Below are 17,415 nucleotides of genomic sequence, written 5' to 3' on the forward strand. Positions count from 1 at the left end.
CAGGATGTATACTGTGTTTGGGCTAATTTAGCCACAATGAGCGTGAATGAAACTATACACACAGAAAATTTTGCTTGGAATCGGCAAGTGTATCAACGCCTAAAACTTGCCTTAAGTCTTGGCCTGCGGCGACAAATATTGTTAGCTGTATGTGATGATTTACACCTAAGAAATCAAATTGCTGCGCGATTACATTCTACCTTAGCTTATCCAGTGGGTCAGGTGTTATATCAGCCAGGAGATGGAGGTGGAATTAGTACCCCTGCCTATCCTAGATTAGTGACTTTGCGCTTGAATGTAAACGACCCTAATCCGATGGTGCAGATTAATCAATGGTTAGCGAATTATCCACCACCCATTGTTGGTGCATCATCAGAAAATCCTGGACGTTCCCTACCCATACCAGCATTTCAAATTGTTGGTGTGGAATTACTCACTAAACAGCCTGTAGCTGTCCAAAGGTTGTTTTTACATTATTTACGGTTAAGTGAACAATATTTTTCTAATCAAGAATCTAGTCAATTTTTAGAGACAAGTTTGCTGTTTTGGTTGCCACGTCCTTGGTTTTATGCTATCCAGCAATCAGCCACTAAATTTTGGCATTATCGCACTGGAGTTTTTGTGTTTGCTGGGGAACCCACACCAACTGTAGATAATCGTGGTTATCCAGAACATTTTGCTAATGGACACAGTTTAGATTTAGGTAATCTTCAAGACGAATCCATTCTCAATGAATCTGGTTCCCCATCATTAAATAGCAATTCATTAGAAGATTTTTCTCTCTCTACTGAAGAACATACTTCTCAGCCAGAACCAGTACATAACGCCACAAACTCAGAGGTATTACCTGTTAATGTGCCTCATGAAAATAACCACAATCAACCCACATCTTTTTCCCACATTAGCCATGAATTAGCAGAATTAGTTAAAGCGACTATTAGTAATAATATTAATCAAAATGGTGATGAACAGTGGCAACCACAGCAATTACTGTGGGTTATTGAGCAATTGCATGAAAAACAAGCCACACCAGCAGAAATAGGGGCAGCTTATCAAAATTTAGGTAATTTATATCGCCTCCGCATTGAACAAGGACAGTCCACCATCGAAAACTTAATGGTGGCAATTTTGGCTTATCAAGAAGCAGTTACCTATGATGACAACTCACCGAAATTACCAGATATTTTGAATGATTTAGGTACGCTTTACTGGATGCTGCATCGGACACCAGGCACCAGTGAAGAAGGACAGGTTTGTATCCAACAAGGAATTGAGTTTTATCACTTGGCGCTTAAACTGATTTCATCAACGGTGCAGCCAGACACTTATGCACGAGTACAGAACAATTTAGGGACGGCCTATGGTGATTTAGCGCGTTTTGGGCAACCTGTGGAAAACTGGCAAAAAGCGATCGCAGCTTATCAGAAAGCGATTAAATATCGTACAGCCTCAACAGACCCATTAAAGTATGCTGCTTGTCAAAACAATTTAGGGACAGCATACTGGCATTTAGGGCAGAATATTGAACCAGTAGAGAATCTCAAACAAGCGATCGCTGCTTACAATGACGCACTTACATATTATCAGCCAGAGGATGAACCACTCAAATATGGCATGATTCAAAATAATATTGGCACAGCTTACTGGAATTTAGCACAGTACGAACAGCCATTAGAAAACTTGCAATTAGCGATTGGTGTTTATCAAGAAGCCCTGAAATATCGTACACCTGAGAATGCTCCTCATGCTTGTGCCGCTACGCAAAATAATTTGGGAACAGCTTATTGGCATTTAGCTAATTTATTACCTAATAATCCAGAAGAAAGGCACAAGTATTTACAATTATGTATTCATGCTTATACAGAAGCGGTTACTATTGCCAAAATCCTCAGTCCTTCATCTCTGAATTTTGACTTACTAGTCACCCATAATAATTTAGGTCTAGCTCATTATCAGTTAGTAACTGATAGTGCTATCACTGTTGATAGAAATACACTTTCTCAACATTTAGAATCAGCATTAGACAATCATGTTTTCGCTTTAAATGGTATGGCGGAGAAAACAGAAATTTATCAAACTACTTTTAATTATATAGTTAAAGTAATTCGTACTTTTCATAATAGTTTAGGTGTCCAAGGACAAAATTTAGCTTTATCTAAAATTCCAGGTAAATTAATGCCAGAAATTTTACCAAAGTTATAGAAAAAGTTTCTATATATGAGAATTATTGCATAGATTTTTTTTCGGTTTCACGCCAAGGTGCAAAGTTACAGGTAAGAAAGGGAAAAATTATAGTTTGATATAAGTACCTGGGCAAAATTAATTTAACATTTTTGGAACAACCAAAAATCTCTGTATTCCTTATATGTTAATTGTTCCCCCTCCCAAATATCAAATTTATTTTGATGCCATTTTAAATATCTAAATTATTGGACTGTAACTCTCTATTAGTCTATATTTTGTTTGATTTTTATTGATTCTTATAACCTTGAAAAACTAGATTAAGTAATTAACGCAAGAGCATGATTTCATGGATCAAGTATATTTGCTTAATCCTGATTATCCCTCCAGGAAATAATACTGAACTTTGATAATTTCTGGTTCATTTTCATAGTTATAAAATATGATTTCCATAGATAAAACCTAAGTTTATCCATTCCCGTTATGTTCTCATCCCCTCACCTGACAAGAAATTGTTAGTTTTCTTGTACTAAGTAAAGGTATGTAAAAAATTAAAATGTAAAATAAGGGTTAAATTGTCGTTAAAACTACAAATTATGGTCAAAATAAGGTAATTAAAGATATAGAGCCGCAAATGCTCTGTGAATCGAGTGGAGTTTGACCAAATTAATTTCGTTTATGCCCACAATTCCCAAAATTCATAGACTAGTCTCTCATCCAGTCCCCAGACTGGATGATTGCAGCCCCCAAAGCCTACTCAACTACTTTGACAATTCCTGGGAACTCGAAGAAACTTTGATGAAATCCTTGGTTGGGGAAGAAACCTTCTATCTCAACCCTGACCCTTTAAGAAACCGTCTGATTTTTTATCTTGGTCACTCTGCTGTTTTTTATATCAATAAATTAATTCGTGTTGGGTTAATAGAAAATCGCATCCATCCAGAATATGAAATATTATTTGAAGTGGGAGTAGACCCTGAAACACCTGATGAACTTGATGCCGCAATGGCTGGTGTGATCTGGCCGAAGATAGAAAAAGTTTGCCAGTATCGGGACAAAGCCAGGGAAGAAATTACTAAAGTAATTCAAAAACATCATCTTTATCTTCCTATTCATTCACAGCATCCCTTTTGGGCTTTGTTCATGGGAATTGAACACAGTCGCATTCATTTTGAAACTTCATCTATGCTGCTGCGGCAATTGCCAGTGGAGAAGTTGCAGCGTCCTGAAGGTTGGAATTATGCACCGAGTTATGGGGCAATTACTAATCATGAAATGCGCGAAATTCCTGGGGGGTTAGTGACCTTAGGGAAACGTACAGATGATTTAACCTTTGGTTGGGATAGCGAATATGGCAGCTTGCAAGTAGAGGTGAAACCATTTTTAGCTAGTCCATATCTCATCACTAATGCAGACTTCTTAGAGTTTGTTCAAGATGACGGTTATAGTAATGCTGATTTTTGGGGGGCTGAATCTTGGCATTGGCGACAAATGTATAATGTTCAACATCCAAAATTTTGGATACTTAACCATAATAGCTATCGCTATCGCGCTACCTTTGATGAAATAGACTTACCCCTGGACTGGCCTGTGGAAGTCAACTATTATGAAGCGATCGCATTTTGTCGTTGGAAAGGTGGCAAAACTCGCTTGATGACCGAAGCAGAATGGAATCAAGCCCTTGCTACATCTGAAGATAACCCCTTCTCAACTCACTCTAATCTCAACTTACAATTTATTTCCCCCTCTCCCGTGGGTATGTTCAAACCCAGCAATACAGCATCTGGTCTATATGACTTGCAAGGTAATGTTTGGGAATGGCTAGGAGACGCTTTTCAACCCTTACCAGGATTTCAACCTCATCCACTTTACGAAGACCAATCTGCACCTTTTTTTGATGGCAAACATCAAATGATGATTGGTGGTTCTTGGGCAACTAATGGTGCAATGGCATTACCATCATATCGTAACTGGTTTCGTCCTTATTTTTATCAGCATGTAGGTTTCCGAATTGCTGAAGATTTATAGCAATTGAGATTTTTTATTAACCATAATTTTTTGAGAGGATACATAGCATGTCTTTGCAATCATTAACTGTTTTAGATCATCATTATCAAGAACTACGTAATGATGGACAAGATGTAATTCAAGGCTTAAGCGCCACTCCTAAAACTTTACCTCCCAAATATTTTTATGATGATTATGGTTCCCAGTTATTTGAAAAAATTTGTGAACTACCAGAATATTATCCCACTCGCACAGAAGCAAGTATTTTAAAACAATATGCTGATGAAATCGCCGCTATTACTGGATGTTGTGAGTTAATTGAACTAGGTAGTGGTAGTTCTACAAAAACCCAACTTTTATTAGATGCTTATCAAAAAATAGCTGATTGCTGTACATATCTGCCGATTGATGTCAGCGGTGGAATTCTTAAAGATAGTGTTGTACATCTACAAAAGAAATATCCTGACTTTTCTATTCATGGACTACTAGGAACCTATGAACAGGCATTAGTGCATTTAGAAACTAATTATTTACAGTCGCGGATGTTGTTTTTCCTTGGTAGTTCCTTGGGGAATTTTACACCAGCCGAATGTGACAGCTTTTTCAATCAAGTTGCCCGTACTTTACAACCAGGTGATTACTTGTTACTTGGTGTAGATTTACAAAAACCCAAAGATATTTTGGAAGCAGCATACAACGATAGTCAACAAATAACTGATGCTTTTAACTTAAACATGTTGTCTCACTTAAATTGGCGTTTTCATGGTGATTTTGACATCAATTTATTTAGACATCAAGCGATTTATAATGAAGCTGAACATCAAATAGAGATGTATTTACATTGTCAAAAAAGCCATTGGGTCAATTTAAAATCTTTGGATTTAGAAGTTTTCTTTGAAGTGGGAGAACGCATCCTCACAGAAATTTCTCGCAAGTTTAATTTAGTAACCATGCAAAAGCAACTAGAGGGAAAAAATATGAAAACATTGAAAACTTGGACAGATGATCAGGGTTGGTTTGGCTTAATTCTTTCTCAAGTTCAATAAATTAGCAAATTGAATTAATTCATAAAATTGGTTGTAAATTTGCCCAACAAAGCGCCAGGATTTGTGATGCTTTTTAAAAAATACTCAAATCTATTCCTGGCTGTTTTCTTTGTTTTATAGTGCGTTGAAAAAATCACAAAATACCTGTGGGATTGCATGAATGACATTTGTGAATAATTGCCATCTCTATTTTGATGTTAAAAAACTTAAATTTTAGCTATCGTGGAACCCTTGGAACACGAGGGGATTAATTGTTTGTATGTGTTCCAGACAGAAGAACCAGCAAAATATAAATTGAAGAAAAATATCAACAATTGAAAACTTTTCAATACCACTTAAAAAGTTGAAATTATAATAGCTTCAGTCTTCAACAGTAAAGATTTTGCTAACTTATCACATCATGCCATCAAGATATAGACATTAACAGGAGATCGGGATGACATTAATAGCTACCAAAAGACCAACAATTGGACTGATTGAAGTTCCAGCCACCGGACTATATGATGCAGAAGGAAAAAATTGGACTTCTTTATATAGACATCGTTCTTTAATCAGTAAGCAAGTATTGATTCCTGACTTGCAAGCTGGAGGATTTGATGCCCAATTAGTTAATCTCAGAGACGATAATTACAGTGAAGAATTTGGAGAGGTATTCTGGAAAGGAATGACTCTGCGGAAAACCTATGTTGGTGGCAACATTTCCGCCCTTGATCCCGAAGCATTCGATGCTTGGGGAGTGACGGTTAATTTCTCCCAAGATCGTCAAGTCACTTGTATGGTGATAGCCCATCTGGCTAAAGGAAACCGCCCCATTGTCGTGGGTGGTTCAGATGCTTTAGCTGAACCCCATCACTACTTGAAAGCAGGTGCAACAGCAGTTGTTCAAGATAAATCTGGTGCAGCAAATTGGGCACTTTTTGATTATGTGCTGGGAAAAACCCCACGGGAAGAACTCACAGGGGTAATTTTTGCCGACGGTAAACAATATCCCCGCAAGACTAAAGCCAAAAGCCCAGAAGAGTGGGCGTTACCTTCGGTGGACGTAGCAAGGGACTGTTTAGGAATGCTTCCCAATGTTCAAGGAAAAGCACCTGTTGGTTCATTAGTAGCAGATATTGGTTGCGATCGCACCTGTGATTTTTGCATGACACCTACTTACGGTACTGGCTATCGTAGAATGTCCCCAGCAACAGCCCTCAAATGGTTGGCTATTCAGAAAGAAGCAGGGGCCGTTTCCATCAATATCGGTTCCGATCAATTTCTGGCCCGTGGACTCTTTCCTGAAGGACGAGAAGAAATAATCAAAATTACCAATGGTGCGCGGGAGATAGGAGTTTCTCTGATGTGGCCCAATGGTTTAGAACTGAGGAAAACCACCTTAGGAAGTGGGCGTAACTACGATAGCACCGACCTCAGACCCGATGAGGAACTGATTGAAGCCCTATTTGGCTGGGATGGAAGGGTTGGTTGTCCTTTAGCTTATATCCCTGCTGAACGCCCCGTTTTTGGACGAGAAGCCTATAAGAAACTCCTGCCTTGGCAAGAGCATTGTACATTGATGAAATCTGTCGTGAGAACCGGTGTACCTGTCGTTACTTATGGCATCATTATTGGGCTACCTGATGATGATCATGATGACTTGTTACGTCTTGAGGAAGCGATTTCAGAACTTGTAGATGAATTAGTAGAAATCAACCCTCAACTAGAATTTCAAACTTCCTGCTACAGCATTATTCCCTTACCCGGAACCCCCCAAGCCCAGAATTTACGCAAAGCCGGATTATTACAATTTGAAGATACATGTTTATGGGGAGTATGGACAACAACTTCCAACACTCATCACCTGACCTATGACCAGGTTTCCGATTGGCAAATTCGTCTATCTAATATTCGCAGAGCACCGGCAGAATTTACCAACTACAATGGAGAATATTCAGGAATGGTGAGTACAGCTTCCTCTGATGATACAAAGATTGTATTGGGGAAATCTTGAACTCAATATCTGACTTTTGATTGACCTCAAATACTCATCAATATCAAAGATAGGATGGAGGCTAGAGGTTCATTTTCGACAAAGTGATCAACAGTCATGCGGTTCTATAGCAATCACATTTCCAACTAATATTTATAGGGTTTGGCATTTGGTAAACATTAATAGCTAACTTGAGAAAACTAAATCTTATCATCAGCATCAAGTTTAGCAATAGAACAAAACCAAAATTTCTTACCTTTCCATAAACTTCCATTTGCCAGACTCTTCTTGTTTAGTCAAGGGAAATGTTAAGATTATAAAACAAGTCAAAATTGTGTTTTTAAATCTCATCATATTAATTCAGCATGAAACCAAAACCCATACCCCCACAACCAGGACAAGAATCAGTTTGGGACTATCCACGTCCAGCGATTTTACAACCTACTAATAAACATATAAAAGTCATTTTTAACGGTATAGTTTTAGCAGAAACCACCAGCGCTAAAAGAGTTTTAGAAACTAGTCATCCCCCTAGCTACTACATTCCAGCCGAAGATATTAAAACAGAATACTTAATTGCCACATCTAGAAAAAGCATGTGCGAATGGAAAGGTATATCTGAATATTATGATATTTCTGTGGGAGATAAATATGTACATAATGTCGCTTGGCGGTATATTCAACCTACTCCTAATTTTAGAGCTATTCAAGACCACTATAGTTTTTATCCAGCTTTAATGGATGCTTGTTATGTAAATGATGAGTTAGTCACTCCTCAAGCAGGTGGTTTTTATGGTGGATGGATTACTGCTGATGTGGTTGGGCCATTTAAAGGTGAACCGGGAACAAATTGGTGGTGATTAGCTGAGATAAAGTGAATATGTCTAAAAATATTAATGCTAATTTATCTGAAAATATTATAGCCTGAAAGCGATTTATAGCAATACTTTCAGACTATCTTGGCTCTAGTGTCAGCTAGGCTATATTTGTCCCTACATAGGTATTCTGCAAATAGATATTTTTGGGATTCTTGATGTACCAATTAACCTATTTTGATGCCGCGCTGTCAACTTGACTGTGAGACTGATATGGGGTCTACTTTATAGTAGCTAGCATAGGCATTCTCAATAGCTGGAACAATCTCAACAATTTCAAAATATGTTCCCCAGAAAAGTGTCTCTCGAAGTTTCTCAACCAGAAACTGATATTCCTGGATTTCGACTGTCTCCCACATCAGCACATCAGTAAAACGACCTGAAAAGGCTTCAGAATCAAAGAATCGCATCTGAACAGATGGATGTGTTTTTAGAATTGGTAAGATCATCTTCTCTAAGAACTCAAATCTTTCCTTGGGTGAAATTTGAAGCCAGGTTGCTGTCGTCTTCACCAACATAAAAAAGGTGTGCTTTAGCTCTTCCGATATTGTCGTCATACATTCTCCTAATGCAGGGTTTTAGGTGCATTCGTAGTCAATTACTCAAATACGAGTAATTACTCGTATAATATGACCTAGCCATTATATTTGCCAACTCGCATTTGATTGAGGTAGTTTCCATGCCGCGTAAACGTTCAACAACACCCCGCAAACTACCAAAACAAGACCGTTCTCGGATCACCGTTGAAGCCATTCTGGAAGCAACCACTCACATTTTGACTGAAGAAGGCTATGACAGAGCTAGCACTAACCGTATTGCAGAACGAGCAGGGATAAGTATTGGCTCGTTATATCAATACTTCCCGAATAAAGAATCGCTTTTGGCAGCCCTGATGGAACAACACTCTAATGAAATTGCTGAACTGGTGGAATCAAAACTAAGTCATTTATTTGATCAACCCCTAGAGACGACAATTCCAGAACTTATCAAAGCGGTGATTGCTGCTCATGCCATCAATCCCCGATTACACCAAGTATTAAATGAGGAAATTCCGCGTTCAGAACGATTACAGCAGATGCAGCGTGCGGAAGAACGAATTACTGTATTATTGCGGGCTTATCTTGAACGATGGAAAGATCATATTAATCCCCGTAATCTAGAAATGACAGTTTTTATTTTGGGGCGTACAGTTGAATCTTTGTGTCACTCAGCCGTTCTAGAACATCCAGACTTTGTTACTAACACTCAGTTTGGGCAGGAGGTTTCCAAGTTGCTACTTTTCTACTTGAAAAGAACAAATTGAAACTGCATAACTATTCACTATACGAAAACTTTCCGCAAGAACCAACCCCATATCTCAATTGCTAAAATTTTAAACCAGAAAAAGCAGCGAAATAACACACCTAGAAAGAGCTACTCCTAAATTATAATTTTTTAGATTGTAGCCAATTCCTAACAACTTCTTCCACAGGACGCGATTGATTATCTACTTGATAATTCGTTTGCTGTATTTCTTTTGTAGAGATTTTCCCAATTAATTGATTGATAGTTTTTGTTAATTCTGGATATTTTTGCAAAATTTCTTGGTTAAAAACAGGTACAGCTTGATATGGTGGAAAGTATTTTTTATCATCTGCTAAAATAACTAAATTTAACACTGGAATTAAGCCATCAGTAGAATTGGCAGCGATTAAATCTACTTGTTTTTCTTTCAATGCCTGATACATTAAACCTAATTCCATTTGTTTAATCTTGCCAAATTTGAGATTATAAGTTTTTGATAAGCCTGAATAACCATCTGCCCTTTCTAAAAACTCATACCCAAAACCTGCTTGCATTTGAGGAGCATATTGAGCGATTTCTGATAAAGTTTTAATTTGCCATTTCTTTGCATCTTCACTGCGAATAATCATAGCGAAAGTGCTTTCAAAACCTAAAGGTGGCATGACTAATAATTTATATTTGTCTTGATATACTTGTTTAACTTTGTCATAAACGAGTTGGGCATCGGTAATGGGTTTTTCTTTTAAAATTGCCGTCAATGCTGTACCTGTATATTCTACATAACCTGCTATTTTTCCTGCCTTCACTGCTTCATGGCAGATAAAAGTACCACCTAAATTGAATCGACGGTCAACTTTGATGTTTGTCTGTGCTTCTATGTGCTGCGCTAATATTTCTCCTAAGATAAATTGTTCAGTAAAATTTTTTGACCCAATAATAATAGTTGGTGATGCCTGTTGATAATTAAAGGTAATCAATCCACCGATTATCAAGATAATTATTCCTAAGACAACACCTAATCTGCGGCTGAATTTAGCTTTTTTTGTAACTTGTTTAGTTAGTTGTTTTTCTAACCATCCCAAGCCCAAATCCGCACCCAAAGCAATGCAAGCTGCGGGTATTGCCCCCGCTAAAATCAATTGATTATTAACTGTGGAAATACCACGAAAAATAAATACTCCTAAACCACCACCACCAATAGCAGCAGCAATTGTGGCAATACCTACAGATATGACTGTTGCGACTCTCACTCCTGCTAGAATCACACCTAAAGCTAGGGGTATTTCTACTTGCAAAAGTAATTGTCTATCTGTCATACCCATGCCAATGCCTGCTTCTTTAATAGCAGGATTAATACTATTAATGCCAATATAAGTATTACGAATTATCGGCAATAAAGCATAAAGAGTGAGAGCAAATATAGCAGGTATTTTGCCAATTCCACCTAGAAATGGTACAGAGAGGAGAAACCCAAAAATAGCTAAACTAGGGATGGTTTGAATAGCATTTGCTAAACCAAGAATAGGAGGAGCAATTTTTGGTTGACGAGTAATGAAAATACCTAAAGGAATGCCAATAGCGATAGACACAGCCATAGCTATTGCTACTAAAATTATATGTTCTCCTGACCGCAGCAAAATTTCTGGAGCATACTGACTTAAAAACATAATGATTTGCTCCTTTAATTCAGTTCTTCCCAATTATTACTAGCTTGCAAACAAGCGAGAAATGCCTGTGACTCTGGATGTTGAGAACGAATAAATTCTGTCTTCGTCCCCAAGGTAACTAAACTGCCTTCATACATTAAACCAATCCGATTAGCTAAAAAGAAAGCTTCCTGAATATCATGGGTCACAAATATGACCGTTTTGCCTAATTGTCTTTGCAAATGTTGTAATTGTTGTTGTAATTCTAAGCGAGTAATGGGGTCAAGGGCACCAAAAGGTTCATCCATTAATAATATAGGTGGGTCTGCTGCTAAAGCCCTAGCTACACCTACCCGTTGACGCTGACCTCCTGATAGTTGATGAGGATAACGTTGAGCAAAATCTTTTGGTTCTAGTCCCACTAAATTGAGCATTTCATATACTCTTGTCTGAATTTTTTGAATCGGACGCTTTTCTAAAGCAGGAACAAGACTAACATTTTCAGCTACAGTAAAGTGAGGAAACAAGCCTATTTCTTGAATAACATAACCGATACGTCGGCGCAGTTTAATTTTATCCCATTGTGTAGTCGGATAATCATTGACTAATACCTGTCCTTGGGTAGGCTCAAGTAAGCGATTGATTAATTTTAATGTGGTGGTTTTACCACTACCACTACGCCCTAATAGAACGATAAATTCTCCTTGAGTAATGGTAAGATTGAGATTGGATAATAGCTGTCTATGATTAATTTTAAAACTCACATTTTGAAATTCAACAATATTTTCTGGTGATAGAGACATAAATATGTTTTTATAAATAAAAGATGATTGTTTAAAAACAAATTGAATTTGACGAATATGCAGTTTTAAGATGAATCAAATTATCCAAAAAACATCTACAAACATTTCCTCTGGTTGGCATGGCAAACTAAATTTAGTTTATGCTCATCGTCGAGGTGCAACTGAGCTAACCTACAACCATAATCAAGCACCTTTGAAGATTCAACGCCCTTTTTACCCAGAAGGTGAAGAGGTGTGCCATAGTATCATTTTACATACGGCTGGGGGTGTTGTTGGGGGCGATCGCCTCTCCTGTGATATTCATCTCCAAAACCATGCTCAAGCCTTCATTACCACAGCCGCAGCAGCTAAAATATACCGCAGTAATGGCTTACTCGCAAGACAAACCGTCAATATCCAAGTTGATACAGGTGCTTGTTTAGAATATTTACCCCAAGAAACCATATTGTTTAACGGTGCGGTGTATCGCCAGGATTTACGGGTAGAATTAGCTACAGCAGCCAATTTCGTCGGTTGGGAAATTACCCGTTGTGGAAGAAGTGCCAGGGGAGAAAAGTTTGTTGAGGGAGAGATGCGATCGCACACCGAAATCTGGCAAAATGGGGTACCCCTGTGGATTGATAGGCAATATTTACCCGGTAACACAGAAGTATTTCACAGTCCTCACGGGTTAGCAGGAAACCCAATTGTTGGTAGCTTCCTTTGGGTTGGTACTCCTGTATCTCCAGAAATTATAGAAACAGCACGTTCCTTCATTACCTCCCAGTCCGTAGCAGGTGTGAGTCGTCTACAACATGGATTTTTGTGTAGATATCGCGGTCACTCCACCTCTGAAGTGCGAAACTGGTTTACAGCTGTGTGGCAGATGCTACGAGTATCCTTATTGAATCGAGGTCATTGTATACCGAGAGTTTGGCAGATTTAAAGGAACTATAGAAGAAAAATGCAACTTACACCCCAAGAAAAAGACAAACTATTAATTTTTACAGCGGCTTTAGTAGCTGAACGAAGAAAAAATAGAGGATTGAAATTAAATTATCCCGAAGCAGTTGCTTATATTTCGGCTGCAATTTTGGAAGGTGCAAGAGACGGACAAACTGTTGCAGAATTAATGAGTTATGGCACCACATTATTAACTCGTGATGAAGTAATGGAAGGTGTACCAGAAATGATTCATGAAGTGCAGGTAGAAGCAACTTTTCCGGATGGAACAAAGTTAGTAACTGTTCATAATCCGATTAGATAATATAAAAGAAAGAGTTGCTCATAAAAAACAATATGAGATTAACATCGGTCAATATTCAAGGTTATCGACCTTTTAGAAATTTTGAAGCACCATTACAACCACTAGAAATTATTGTTGGTGCTAATGGTGCTGGTAAATCAAGCTTGTTTGAATTTCTCAAATTTCTACGAGATAGTCTGTATTACGACATCCCCCCTGAAATAGTTTCTGGTTCTATTGGTCAACAGATTTTTCATATTCCGGGACCAGAAAAGTTTCAATGGGATATTGAAATTGATACAGGTCTTCCAATTGGTATTAGATATTTAGGGGAACTTATGGGGCCAGTTGGCCGAACTCAAGTTTCCTATGAACGTGTAGAGTCATCTAAGCCTTTTAGTGATAAATACACGAATCCATATATATATATGGATATTAAAGGTAATAAAGGTGTTATTAGTGAACCTGGAGAAAAGGGATTTACAGAAATAAAAATCAAAAATCAAATTCAACAAGATATTGCTTTAAAACGTCATAATCAACTGACACTAAGTGCAATGACAAATCCCTCACTAGAAGCTTTATATAACTTACGTGAGTATATTCGTGAATGGCGGTTTTATAGTTCATTTAATATAGCAAATCAGAAAATTCGTAAATCAGTTCCAATTGAACAAGAACCAATTTTACATGAAGATGCAGGTAATTTGAGTTCAGTGCTGTTCTCACTAATGACTGAAAATAGAACAGCATTTGATGAACTACAACAACATCTCCGTTCTGTCATTCCTGGTTTTAAAGGTTTAACAGTAAAAGCACGAGGGGGACCAGGAGAAGTGATAGCTTTTTGGCAAGAATCAGGAGTTGATAAAGAATTAAGTTTAGCTGATTTATCAGATGGAATTTTGCGTTTAATTTGTTGGATTTGTTTATGTGTACAACCAAATCCACCATCTTTAATTTGTATTGATGAACCAGATCAAGGTGTACATCCCCGTACACTTCCGGTTCTAGCTGGGTTATTTGAAAAAGCATCTGAACGTACACAAATTTTATTAGCAACTCACTCATCTTATTTTCTGACACAGTTTGATATTTCTCAAATTGCTGTACTTAGAAAAGAAAAAGGTGAAGCAAAATTTATTAAACCGGGAAATTCTCCAGTTTTAATTGATATGCTTGATGATTTTGGTGCAGATGAATTAGAACAATTACACCGTAGCGATGAATTAGAGAGACTTCCATGAGAATTTTAGTTTATGTTGAGGGGACATCTGATAAATCAGCAATGGAAGCATTATTAGCACCATTAATTGAAGAGAAACTAAACCAGGGTATCAGTATTGAATTTTTTGCTGTTAAAGGCAATGATAATAGTAGAGGTGGAGATGCTAAAAAAGACTTATTAACTCAAACTCCAATTAGAGCAGTGAATATTCTTAAAAATCAGCAAGATTCAACCGTAGTTATTATACCTGATTTATATCCTAAAAATAAAGGTTTTCCTCATGAAAAATTTGCAGAATTAGTACAAGGAATTTTCAATAATTTTGAACAAGCATTACAAAGCAAAGGAATTAATGATCAGCGATTAAAAGAACGCTTTAAAGTTTTTTGCTTTCAGCATGATTTAGAAGCATTAATTTTAGCTGCTGAAAGCGAATTATCAAGTATCCTTGGCATTAATACTATACCAAAAATATGGAAAATCCCAGTTGAAGATCAAAATCATGGTGTTCCACCTAAAAGGATAGTAGAGGAAATATTCAAAAACTATGGTAAACGTTATAAAGAATCTATAGATGCACCAAGAATTTTAGGAATTGCTAGATATCAGGATATTGCGGAACAATGTCCCCAAGCTTTCAAACCATTTGTAGCATTTTTAGAAAATCTTTCAATTTAGGAAAATCCAGTTATGATTCCAGGGGAAATAATTACGCCATCAGGGGAAATCGAACTAAACGCAGGTCGTCCCACTACCAAAATAATAGTAGCAAATACAGGAGATAGACCAATTCAAGTTGGTTCACATTTTCATTTTTACGAAGTTAACACTGCCTTACATTTTGACAGAGCACAAGCAAGAGGAATGCGCTTAGATATTCCCGCCGGCACAGCCGTAAGATTTGAACCAGGAGATGAAAAAGAAATTATCCTCGTCCCCTTAGTTGGTAGCCGCCAAGTGTATGGCTTTAACAACAAAATTAACGGAAACCTCTAAATTCTCTCTACGCCTCTGCGTGATAGTTAAAAAGGATAAAATATGAGCTACAGAATGAATCGCCGCGCCTATGCGGAAACCTTTGGCCCCACAGTAGGCGATAGAATTAGATTAGCTGATACAGAATTATTTATAGAAGTAGAAAGAGATTTCACCACCTACGGCGATGAAGTGAAATTTGGTGGTGGTAAAGTGATTAGAGATGGCATGGGACAATCTCCCATTTCTAATGCTGACGGTGCAGTTGATTTAGTAATTACTAACGCCTTAATTCTCGATTGGTGGGGAGTTGTCAAAGCAGACATTGGCATTAAAGACGGCAAAATCCATAAAATTGGCAAAGCTGGAAATCCTTATATTCAAGACAATATAGATATTATTATTGGCCCCGGAACTGAAGCTTTAGCCGGTGAGGGAATGATTCTTACGGCAGGGGGTATAGATACACATATCCATTTTATCTGTCCCCAACAAATTGAAGTAGCGATCGCTTCCGGCATCACAACCATGATAGGTGGAGGAACAGGCCCCGCTACCGGCACAAACGCCACCACCTGCACCCCAGGCCCTTGGAATATGTACAGGATGCTGCAAGCGGCTGATGCTTTCCCTGTTAACTTAGGCTTTTTAGGTAAAGGTAACACCAGTCAAACCCCAGCATTAGCCGAACAAATACAAGCCGGTGCCATAGGTTTAAAACTTCACGAAGACTGGGGAACTACCCCCGCAACCATAGATACCTGTCTCACCGTTGCTGATGAATATGATGTACAGGTAGCTATCCACACCGACACCTTAAACGAAGCTGGTTTTGTCGAAGATACCATCGCTGCCTTTAAAAACCGTGCCATCCACACTTACCACACCGAAGGTGCAGGGGGAGGACACGCACCAGATATTATCAAAGTCTGTGGACAAACCAACGTTTTACCATCTTCCACCAACCCCACCCGTCCCTACACCGTCAACACCCTCGACGAACACCTAGATATGTTGATGGTATGTCATCACCTTGACCCCAGCATTCCCGAAGATGTGGCTTTTGCTGAGTCCCGTATTCGTCGGGAAACCATCGCTGCGGAAGATATTCTGCATGATTTAGGTGCGTTTAGTATGATTTCCTCTGACTCTCAAGCAATGGGTAGGGTTGGAGAAGTAATTATTCGCACATGGCAAACCGCCCATAAAATGAAAGTGCAACGGGGAAGCCTTGCTGGAGATAGTTTAGCCGATAATATTCGCGCCAAAAGATACGTTGCCAAATACACTATTAACCCTGCCATTACTCATGGTATTGCCCAGTATGTTGGGTCAGTGGAAGAAGGGAAAATAGCAGATTTATGCTTGTGGCAACCTGCCTTTTTTGGTGTGAAACCGGAAATTGTCGTCAAAGGAGGGATGATTGCTTGGTCACAGATGGGAGATGCTAATGCTAGTATTCCCACACCACAACCTGTACATTCCCGCCCCATGTTTGGCAGTTTTGCAGGTGCGAAAAATGCCACATCATTAACTTTTATTTCTCAAGCAGCATTAGAAAGAGAAATTCCGCAAATGTTAGGGTTGAAAAAATCAGTTGTGGCTGTGGCTGGAACTCGACAAATAACTAAGCAAGATATGAAATTAAATGATGCCTTACCTCAGATTGAAGTAGACCCAGAAACTTACGAAGTCCGCGCCGATGGGGAATTATTAACTTGTGAACCAGCCACAGTTTTACCAATGGCGCAAAGGTATTTTCTGTTTTAGTTTATGACTGAACAATCGACCGATTACGATAGCCCTTGGAAAGAAATTATTGAACTCTATTTTAATCGCTTTTTAGAGTTCTTTTTTCCCTTAGCTTATGCAGAAATTGACTGGACAAAACCATATCAATTTTTAGATAAAGAACTACACCAACTAGAACCAGATGCAGAAATTGGCAAACGTTTAGTTGATAAAGTTGCTAAAGTTTGGTTATTGGATGGAGAAGAAGCCTGGGTATTGGTTCATGTGGAAGTCCAAGGACAATACGACAGTACATTTACAGAACGCATGTATACCAGAAGTGTTGAATGTTAAGAAAAATGCGATAAAAACAGCCCAAAATATGTTAGATTTTGGGCGAAACATTAAAGTATATCTATTTGATAGTGATTATAAATTCATT

General features: G+C 38.2%; 16 protein-coding genes. 13 read left to right on the forward strand and 3 right to left on the reverse strand.

Going from position 1 to position 17,415, the window contains the following annotated elements; genetic code table 11:
• The first annotated feature begins 36 nt into the window (after positions 1 to 36).
• The 5 genes from H6G73_RS15215 (at position 37) to H6G73_RS15235 (ending at position 8,066) form a co-directional block, all read left to right on the forward strand.
• Entirely contained in the window at positions 37 to 2,202 is a 2,166-nt protein-coding gene (locus tag H6G73_RS15215; protein WP_190605901.1) for a tetratricopeptide repeat protein, read from the forward strand.
• Between the two features lie 657 nt (positions 2,203 to 2,859).
• Positions 2,860 to 4,209, forward strand: coding sequence for a 5-histidylcysteine sulfoxide synthase (gene ovoA, locus H6G73_RS15220; protein WP_190605903.1), 1,350 nt, complete (start codon positions 2,860 to 2,862; stop codon positions 4,207 to 4,209).
• A gap of 47 nt (positions 4,210 to 4,256) precedes the next feature.
• Complete coding sequence (egtD, locus tag H6G73_RS15225; protein WP_190605904.1) at positions 4,257 to 5,234, forward strand: L-histidine N(alpha)-methyltransferase; 978 nt, start codon at positions 4,257 to 4,259, stop codon at positions 5,232 to 5,234.
• Positions 5,235 to 5,670: 436 nt separating this feature from the next.
• Positions 5,671 to 7,227, forward strand: coding sequence for a radical SAM protein (locus H6G73_RS15230; RefSeq protein WP_190605905.1), 1,557 nt, complete (start codon positions 5,671 to 5,673; stop codon positions 7,225 to 7,227).
• 344 nt (positions 7,228 to 7,571) lie between these two features.
• Complete coding sequence (locus H6G73_RS15235) at positions 7,572 to 8,066, forward strand: DUF427 domain-containing protein (RefSeq protein ID WP_190605906.1); 495 nt, start codon at positions 7,572 to 7,574, stop codon at positions 8,064 to 8,066.
• Between the two features lie 206 nt (positions 8,067 to 8,272).
• Here the strand turns inward: H6G73_RS15235 and H6G73_RS15240 are convergent, their stop codons facing one another.
• Entirely contained in the window at positions 8,273 to 8,638 is a 366-nt protein-coding gene (locus H6G73_RS15240; protein ID WP_190605907.1) for a darcynin family protein, read from the reverse strand.
• A 122-nt stretch (positions 8,639 to 8,760) separates the two neighbouring features.
• On the opposite strand from H6G73_RS15240, the gene H6G73_RS15245 reads away from it, so the two are divergent.
• Positions 8,761 to 9,384 carry a TetR/AcrR family transcriptional regulator gene (locus H6G73_RS15245; RefSeq protein ID WP_190605910.1) on the forward strand — a complete coding sequence of 208 codons (624 nt, stop codon included), beginning with the start codon at positions 8,761 to 8,763 and terminating at the stop codon, positions 9,382 to 9,384.
• Between the two features lie 121 nt (positions 9,385 to 9,505).
• Here H6G73_RS15245 and H6G73_RS15250 read toward each other — a convergent pair whose 3' ends face one another.
• Positions 9,506 to 11,032: a glycine betaine ABC transporter substrate-binding protein gene (locus tag H6G73_RS15250; protein WP_190605911.1), complete on the reverse strand. Its 1,527-nt coding sequence runs from the start codon at positions 11,030 to 11,032 to the stop codon at positions 9,506 to 9,508.
• A 14-nt stretch (positions 11,033 to 11,046) separates the two neighbouring features.
• Positions 11,047 to 11,814 carry an ATP-binding cassette domain-containing protein gene (locus tag H6G73_RS15255; protein ID WP_190605917.1) on the reverse strand — a complete coding sequence of 256 codons (768 nt, stop codon included), beginning with the start codon at positions 11,812 to 11,814 and terminating at the stop codon, positions 11,047 to 11,049.
• A 70-nt stretch (positions 11,815 to 11,884) separates the two neighbouring features.
• On the opposite strand from H6G73_RS15255, the gene H6G73_RS15260 reads away from it, so the two are divergent.
• From H6G73_RS15260 to H6G73_RS15290, 7 genes are read left to right on the forward strand one after another with little or no spacing between them, the layout of a single operon-like run.
• Positions 11,885 to 12,739: an urease accessory protein UreD gene (locus H6G73_RS15260; protein WP_190605919.1), complete on the forward strand. Its 855-nt coding sequence runs from the start codon at positions 11,885 to 11,887 to the stop codon at positions 12,737 to 12,739.
• 18 nt (positions 12,740 to 12,757) lie between these two features.
• Entirely contained in the window at positions 12,758 to 13,060 is a 303-nt protein-coding gene (ureA, locus tag H6G73_RS15265) for an urease subunit gamma (protein ID WP_190605921.1), read from the forward strand.
• 32 nt (positions 13,061 to 13,092) lie between these two features.
• On the forward strand, positions 13,093 to 14,286 hold the full coding sequence (locus tag H6G73_RS15270; RefSeq protein WP_190605923.1) for an AAA family ATPase: 1,194 nt from the start codon (positions 13,093 to 13,095) through the stop codon (positions 14,284 to 14,286).
• Positions 14,283 to 14,945, forward strand: a complete 663-nt coding sequence (locus H6G73_RS15275) for a DUF4276 family protein (protein WP_190605925.1) — start codon at positions 14,283 to 14,285, stop codon at positions 14,943 to 14,945. The genes H6G73_RS15270 and H6G73_RS15275 overlap by 4 nt, the downstream gene beginning before the upstream one ends.
• A 12-nt stretch (positions 14,946 to 14,957) precedes the next feature.
• Positions 14,958 to 15,263 carry an urease subunit beta gene (locus H6G73_RS15280; protein ID WP_190605933.1) on the forward strand — a complete coding sequence of 102 codons (306 nt, stop codon included), beginning with the start codon at positions 14,958 to 14,960 and terminating at the stop codon, positions 15,261 to 15,263.
• 42 nt (positions 15,264 to 15,305) lie between these two features.
• Positions 15,306 to 17,012 carry an urease subunit alpha gene (gene ureC, locus H6G73_RS15285; RefSeq protein WP_190605936.1) on the forward strand — a complete coding sequence of 569 codons (1,707 nt, stop codon included), beginning with the start codon at positions 15,306 to 15,308 and terminating at the stop codon, positions 17,010 to 17,012.
• Between the two features lie 3 nt (positions 17,013 to 17,015).
• Positions 17,016 to 17,327: a hypothetical protein gene (locus H6G73_RS15290; protein ID WP_242034212.1), complete on the forward strand. Its 312-nt coding sequence runs from the start codon at positions 17,016 to 17,018 to the stop codon at positions 17,325 to 17,327.
• Positions 17,328 to 17,415 lie beyond the last annotated feature (88 nt).

Origin of the sequence: Richelia sinica FACHB-800, assembly GCF_014698825.1 — a bacterium.
In the GTDB taxonomy this organism is placed as follows: domain Bacteria; phylum Cyanobacteriota; class Cyanobacteriia; order Cyanobacteriales; family Nostocaceae; genus FACHB-800.

Bases quoted from the DNA above. Each gene is read 5' to 3' on its own strand.
- H6G73_RS15215 (WP_190605901.1), top strand. From the start codon at position 37: ATGAGCGTGAATGAAACTATACACACAGAAAATTTTGCTTGGAATCGG.
- ovoA (WP_190605903.1), top strand. From the start codon at position 2,860: ATGCCCACAATTCCCAAAATTCATAGACTAGTCTCTCATCCAGTCCCC.
- egtD (WP_190605904.1), top strand. From the start codon at position 4,257: ATGTCTTTGCAATCATTAACTGTTTTAGATCATCATTATCAAGAACTA.
- H6G73_RS15230 (WP_190605905.1), top strand. From the start codon at position 5,671: ATGACATTAATAGCTACCAAAAGACCAACAATTGGACTGATTGAAGTT.
- H6G73_RS15235 (WP_190605906.1), top strand. From the start codon at position 7,572: ATGAAACCAAAACCCATACCCCCACAACCAGGACAAGAATCAGTTTGG.
- H6G73_RS15240 (WP_190605907.1), bottom strand. From the start codon at position 8,638: ATGACGACAATATCGGAAGAGCTAAAGCACACCTTTTTTATGTTGGTG.
- H6G73_RS15245 (WP_190605910.1), top strand. From the start codon at position 8,761: ATGCCGCGTAAACGTTCAACAACACCCCGCAAACTACCAAAACAAGAC.
- H6G73_RS15250 (WP_190605911.1), bottom strand. From the start codon at position 11,032: ATGTTTTTAAGTCAGTATGCTCCAGAAATTTTGCTGCGGTCAGGAGAA.
- H6G73_RS15255 (WP_190605917.1), bottom strand. From the start codon at position 11,814: ATGTCTCTATCACCAGAAAATATTGTTGAATTTCAAAATGTGAGTTTT.
- H6G73_RS15260 (WP_190605919.1), top strand. From the start codon at position 11,885: ATGAATCAAATTATCCAAAAAACATCTACAAACATTTCCTCTGGTTGG.
- ureA (WP_190605921.1), top strand. From the start codon at position 12,758: ATGCAACTTACACCCCAAGAAAAAGACAAACTATTAATTTTTACAGCG.
- H6G73_RS15270 (WP_190605923.1), top strand. From the start codon at position 13,093: ATGAGATTAACATCGGTCAATATTCAAGGTTATCGACCTTTTAGAAAT.
- H6G73_RS15275 (WP_190605925.1), top strand. From the start codon at position 14,283: ATGAGAATTTTAGTTTATGTTGAGGGGACATCTGATAAATCAGCAATG.
- H6G73_RS15280 (WP_190605933.1), top strand. From the start codon at position 14,958: ATGATTCCAGGGGAAATAATTACGCCATCAGGGGAAATCGAACTAAAC.
- ureC (WP_190605936.1), top strand. From the start codon at position 15,306: ATGAGCTACAGAATGAATCGCCGCGCCTATGCGGAAACCTTTGGCCCC.
- H6G73_RS15290 (WP_242034212.1), top strand. From the start codon at position 17,016: ATGACTGAACAATCGACCGATTACGATAGCCCTTGGAAAGAAATTATT.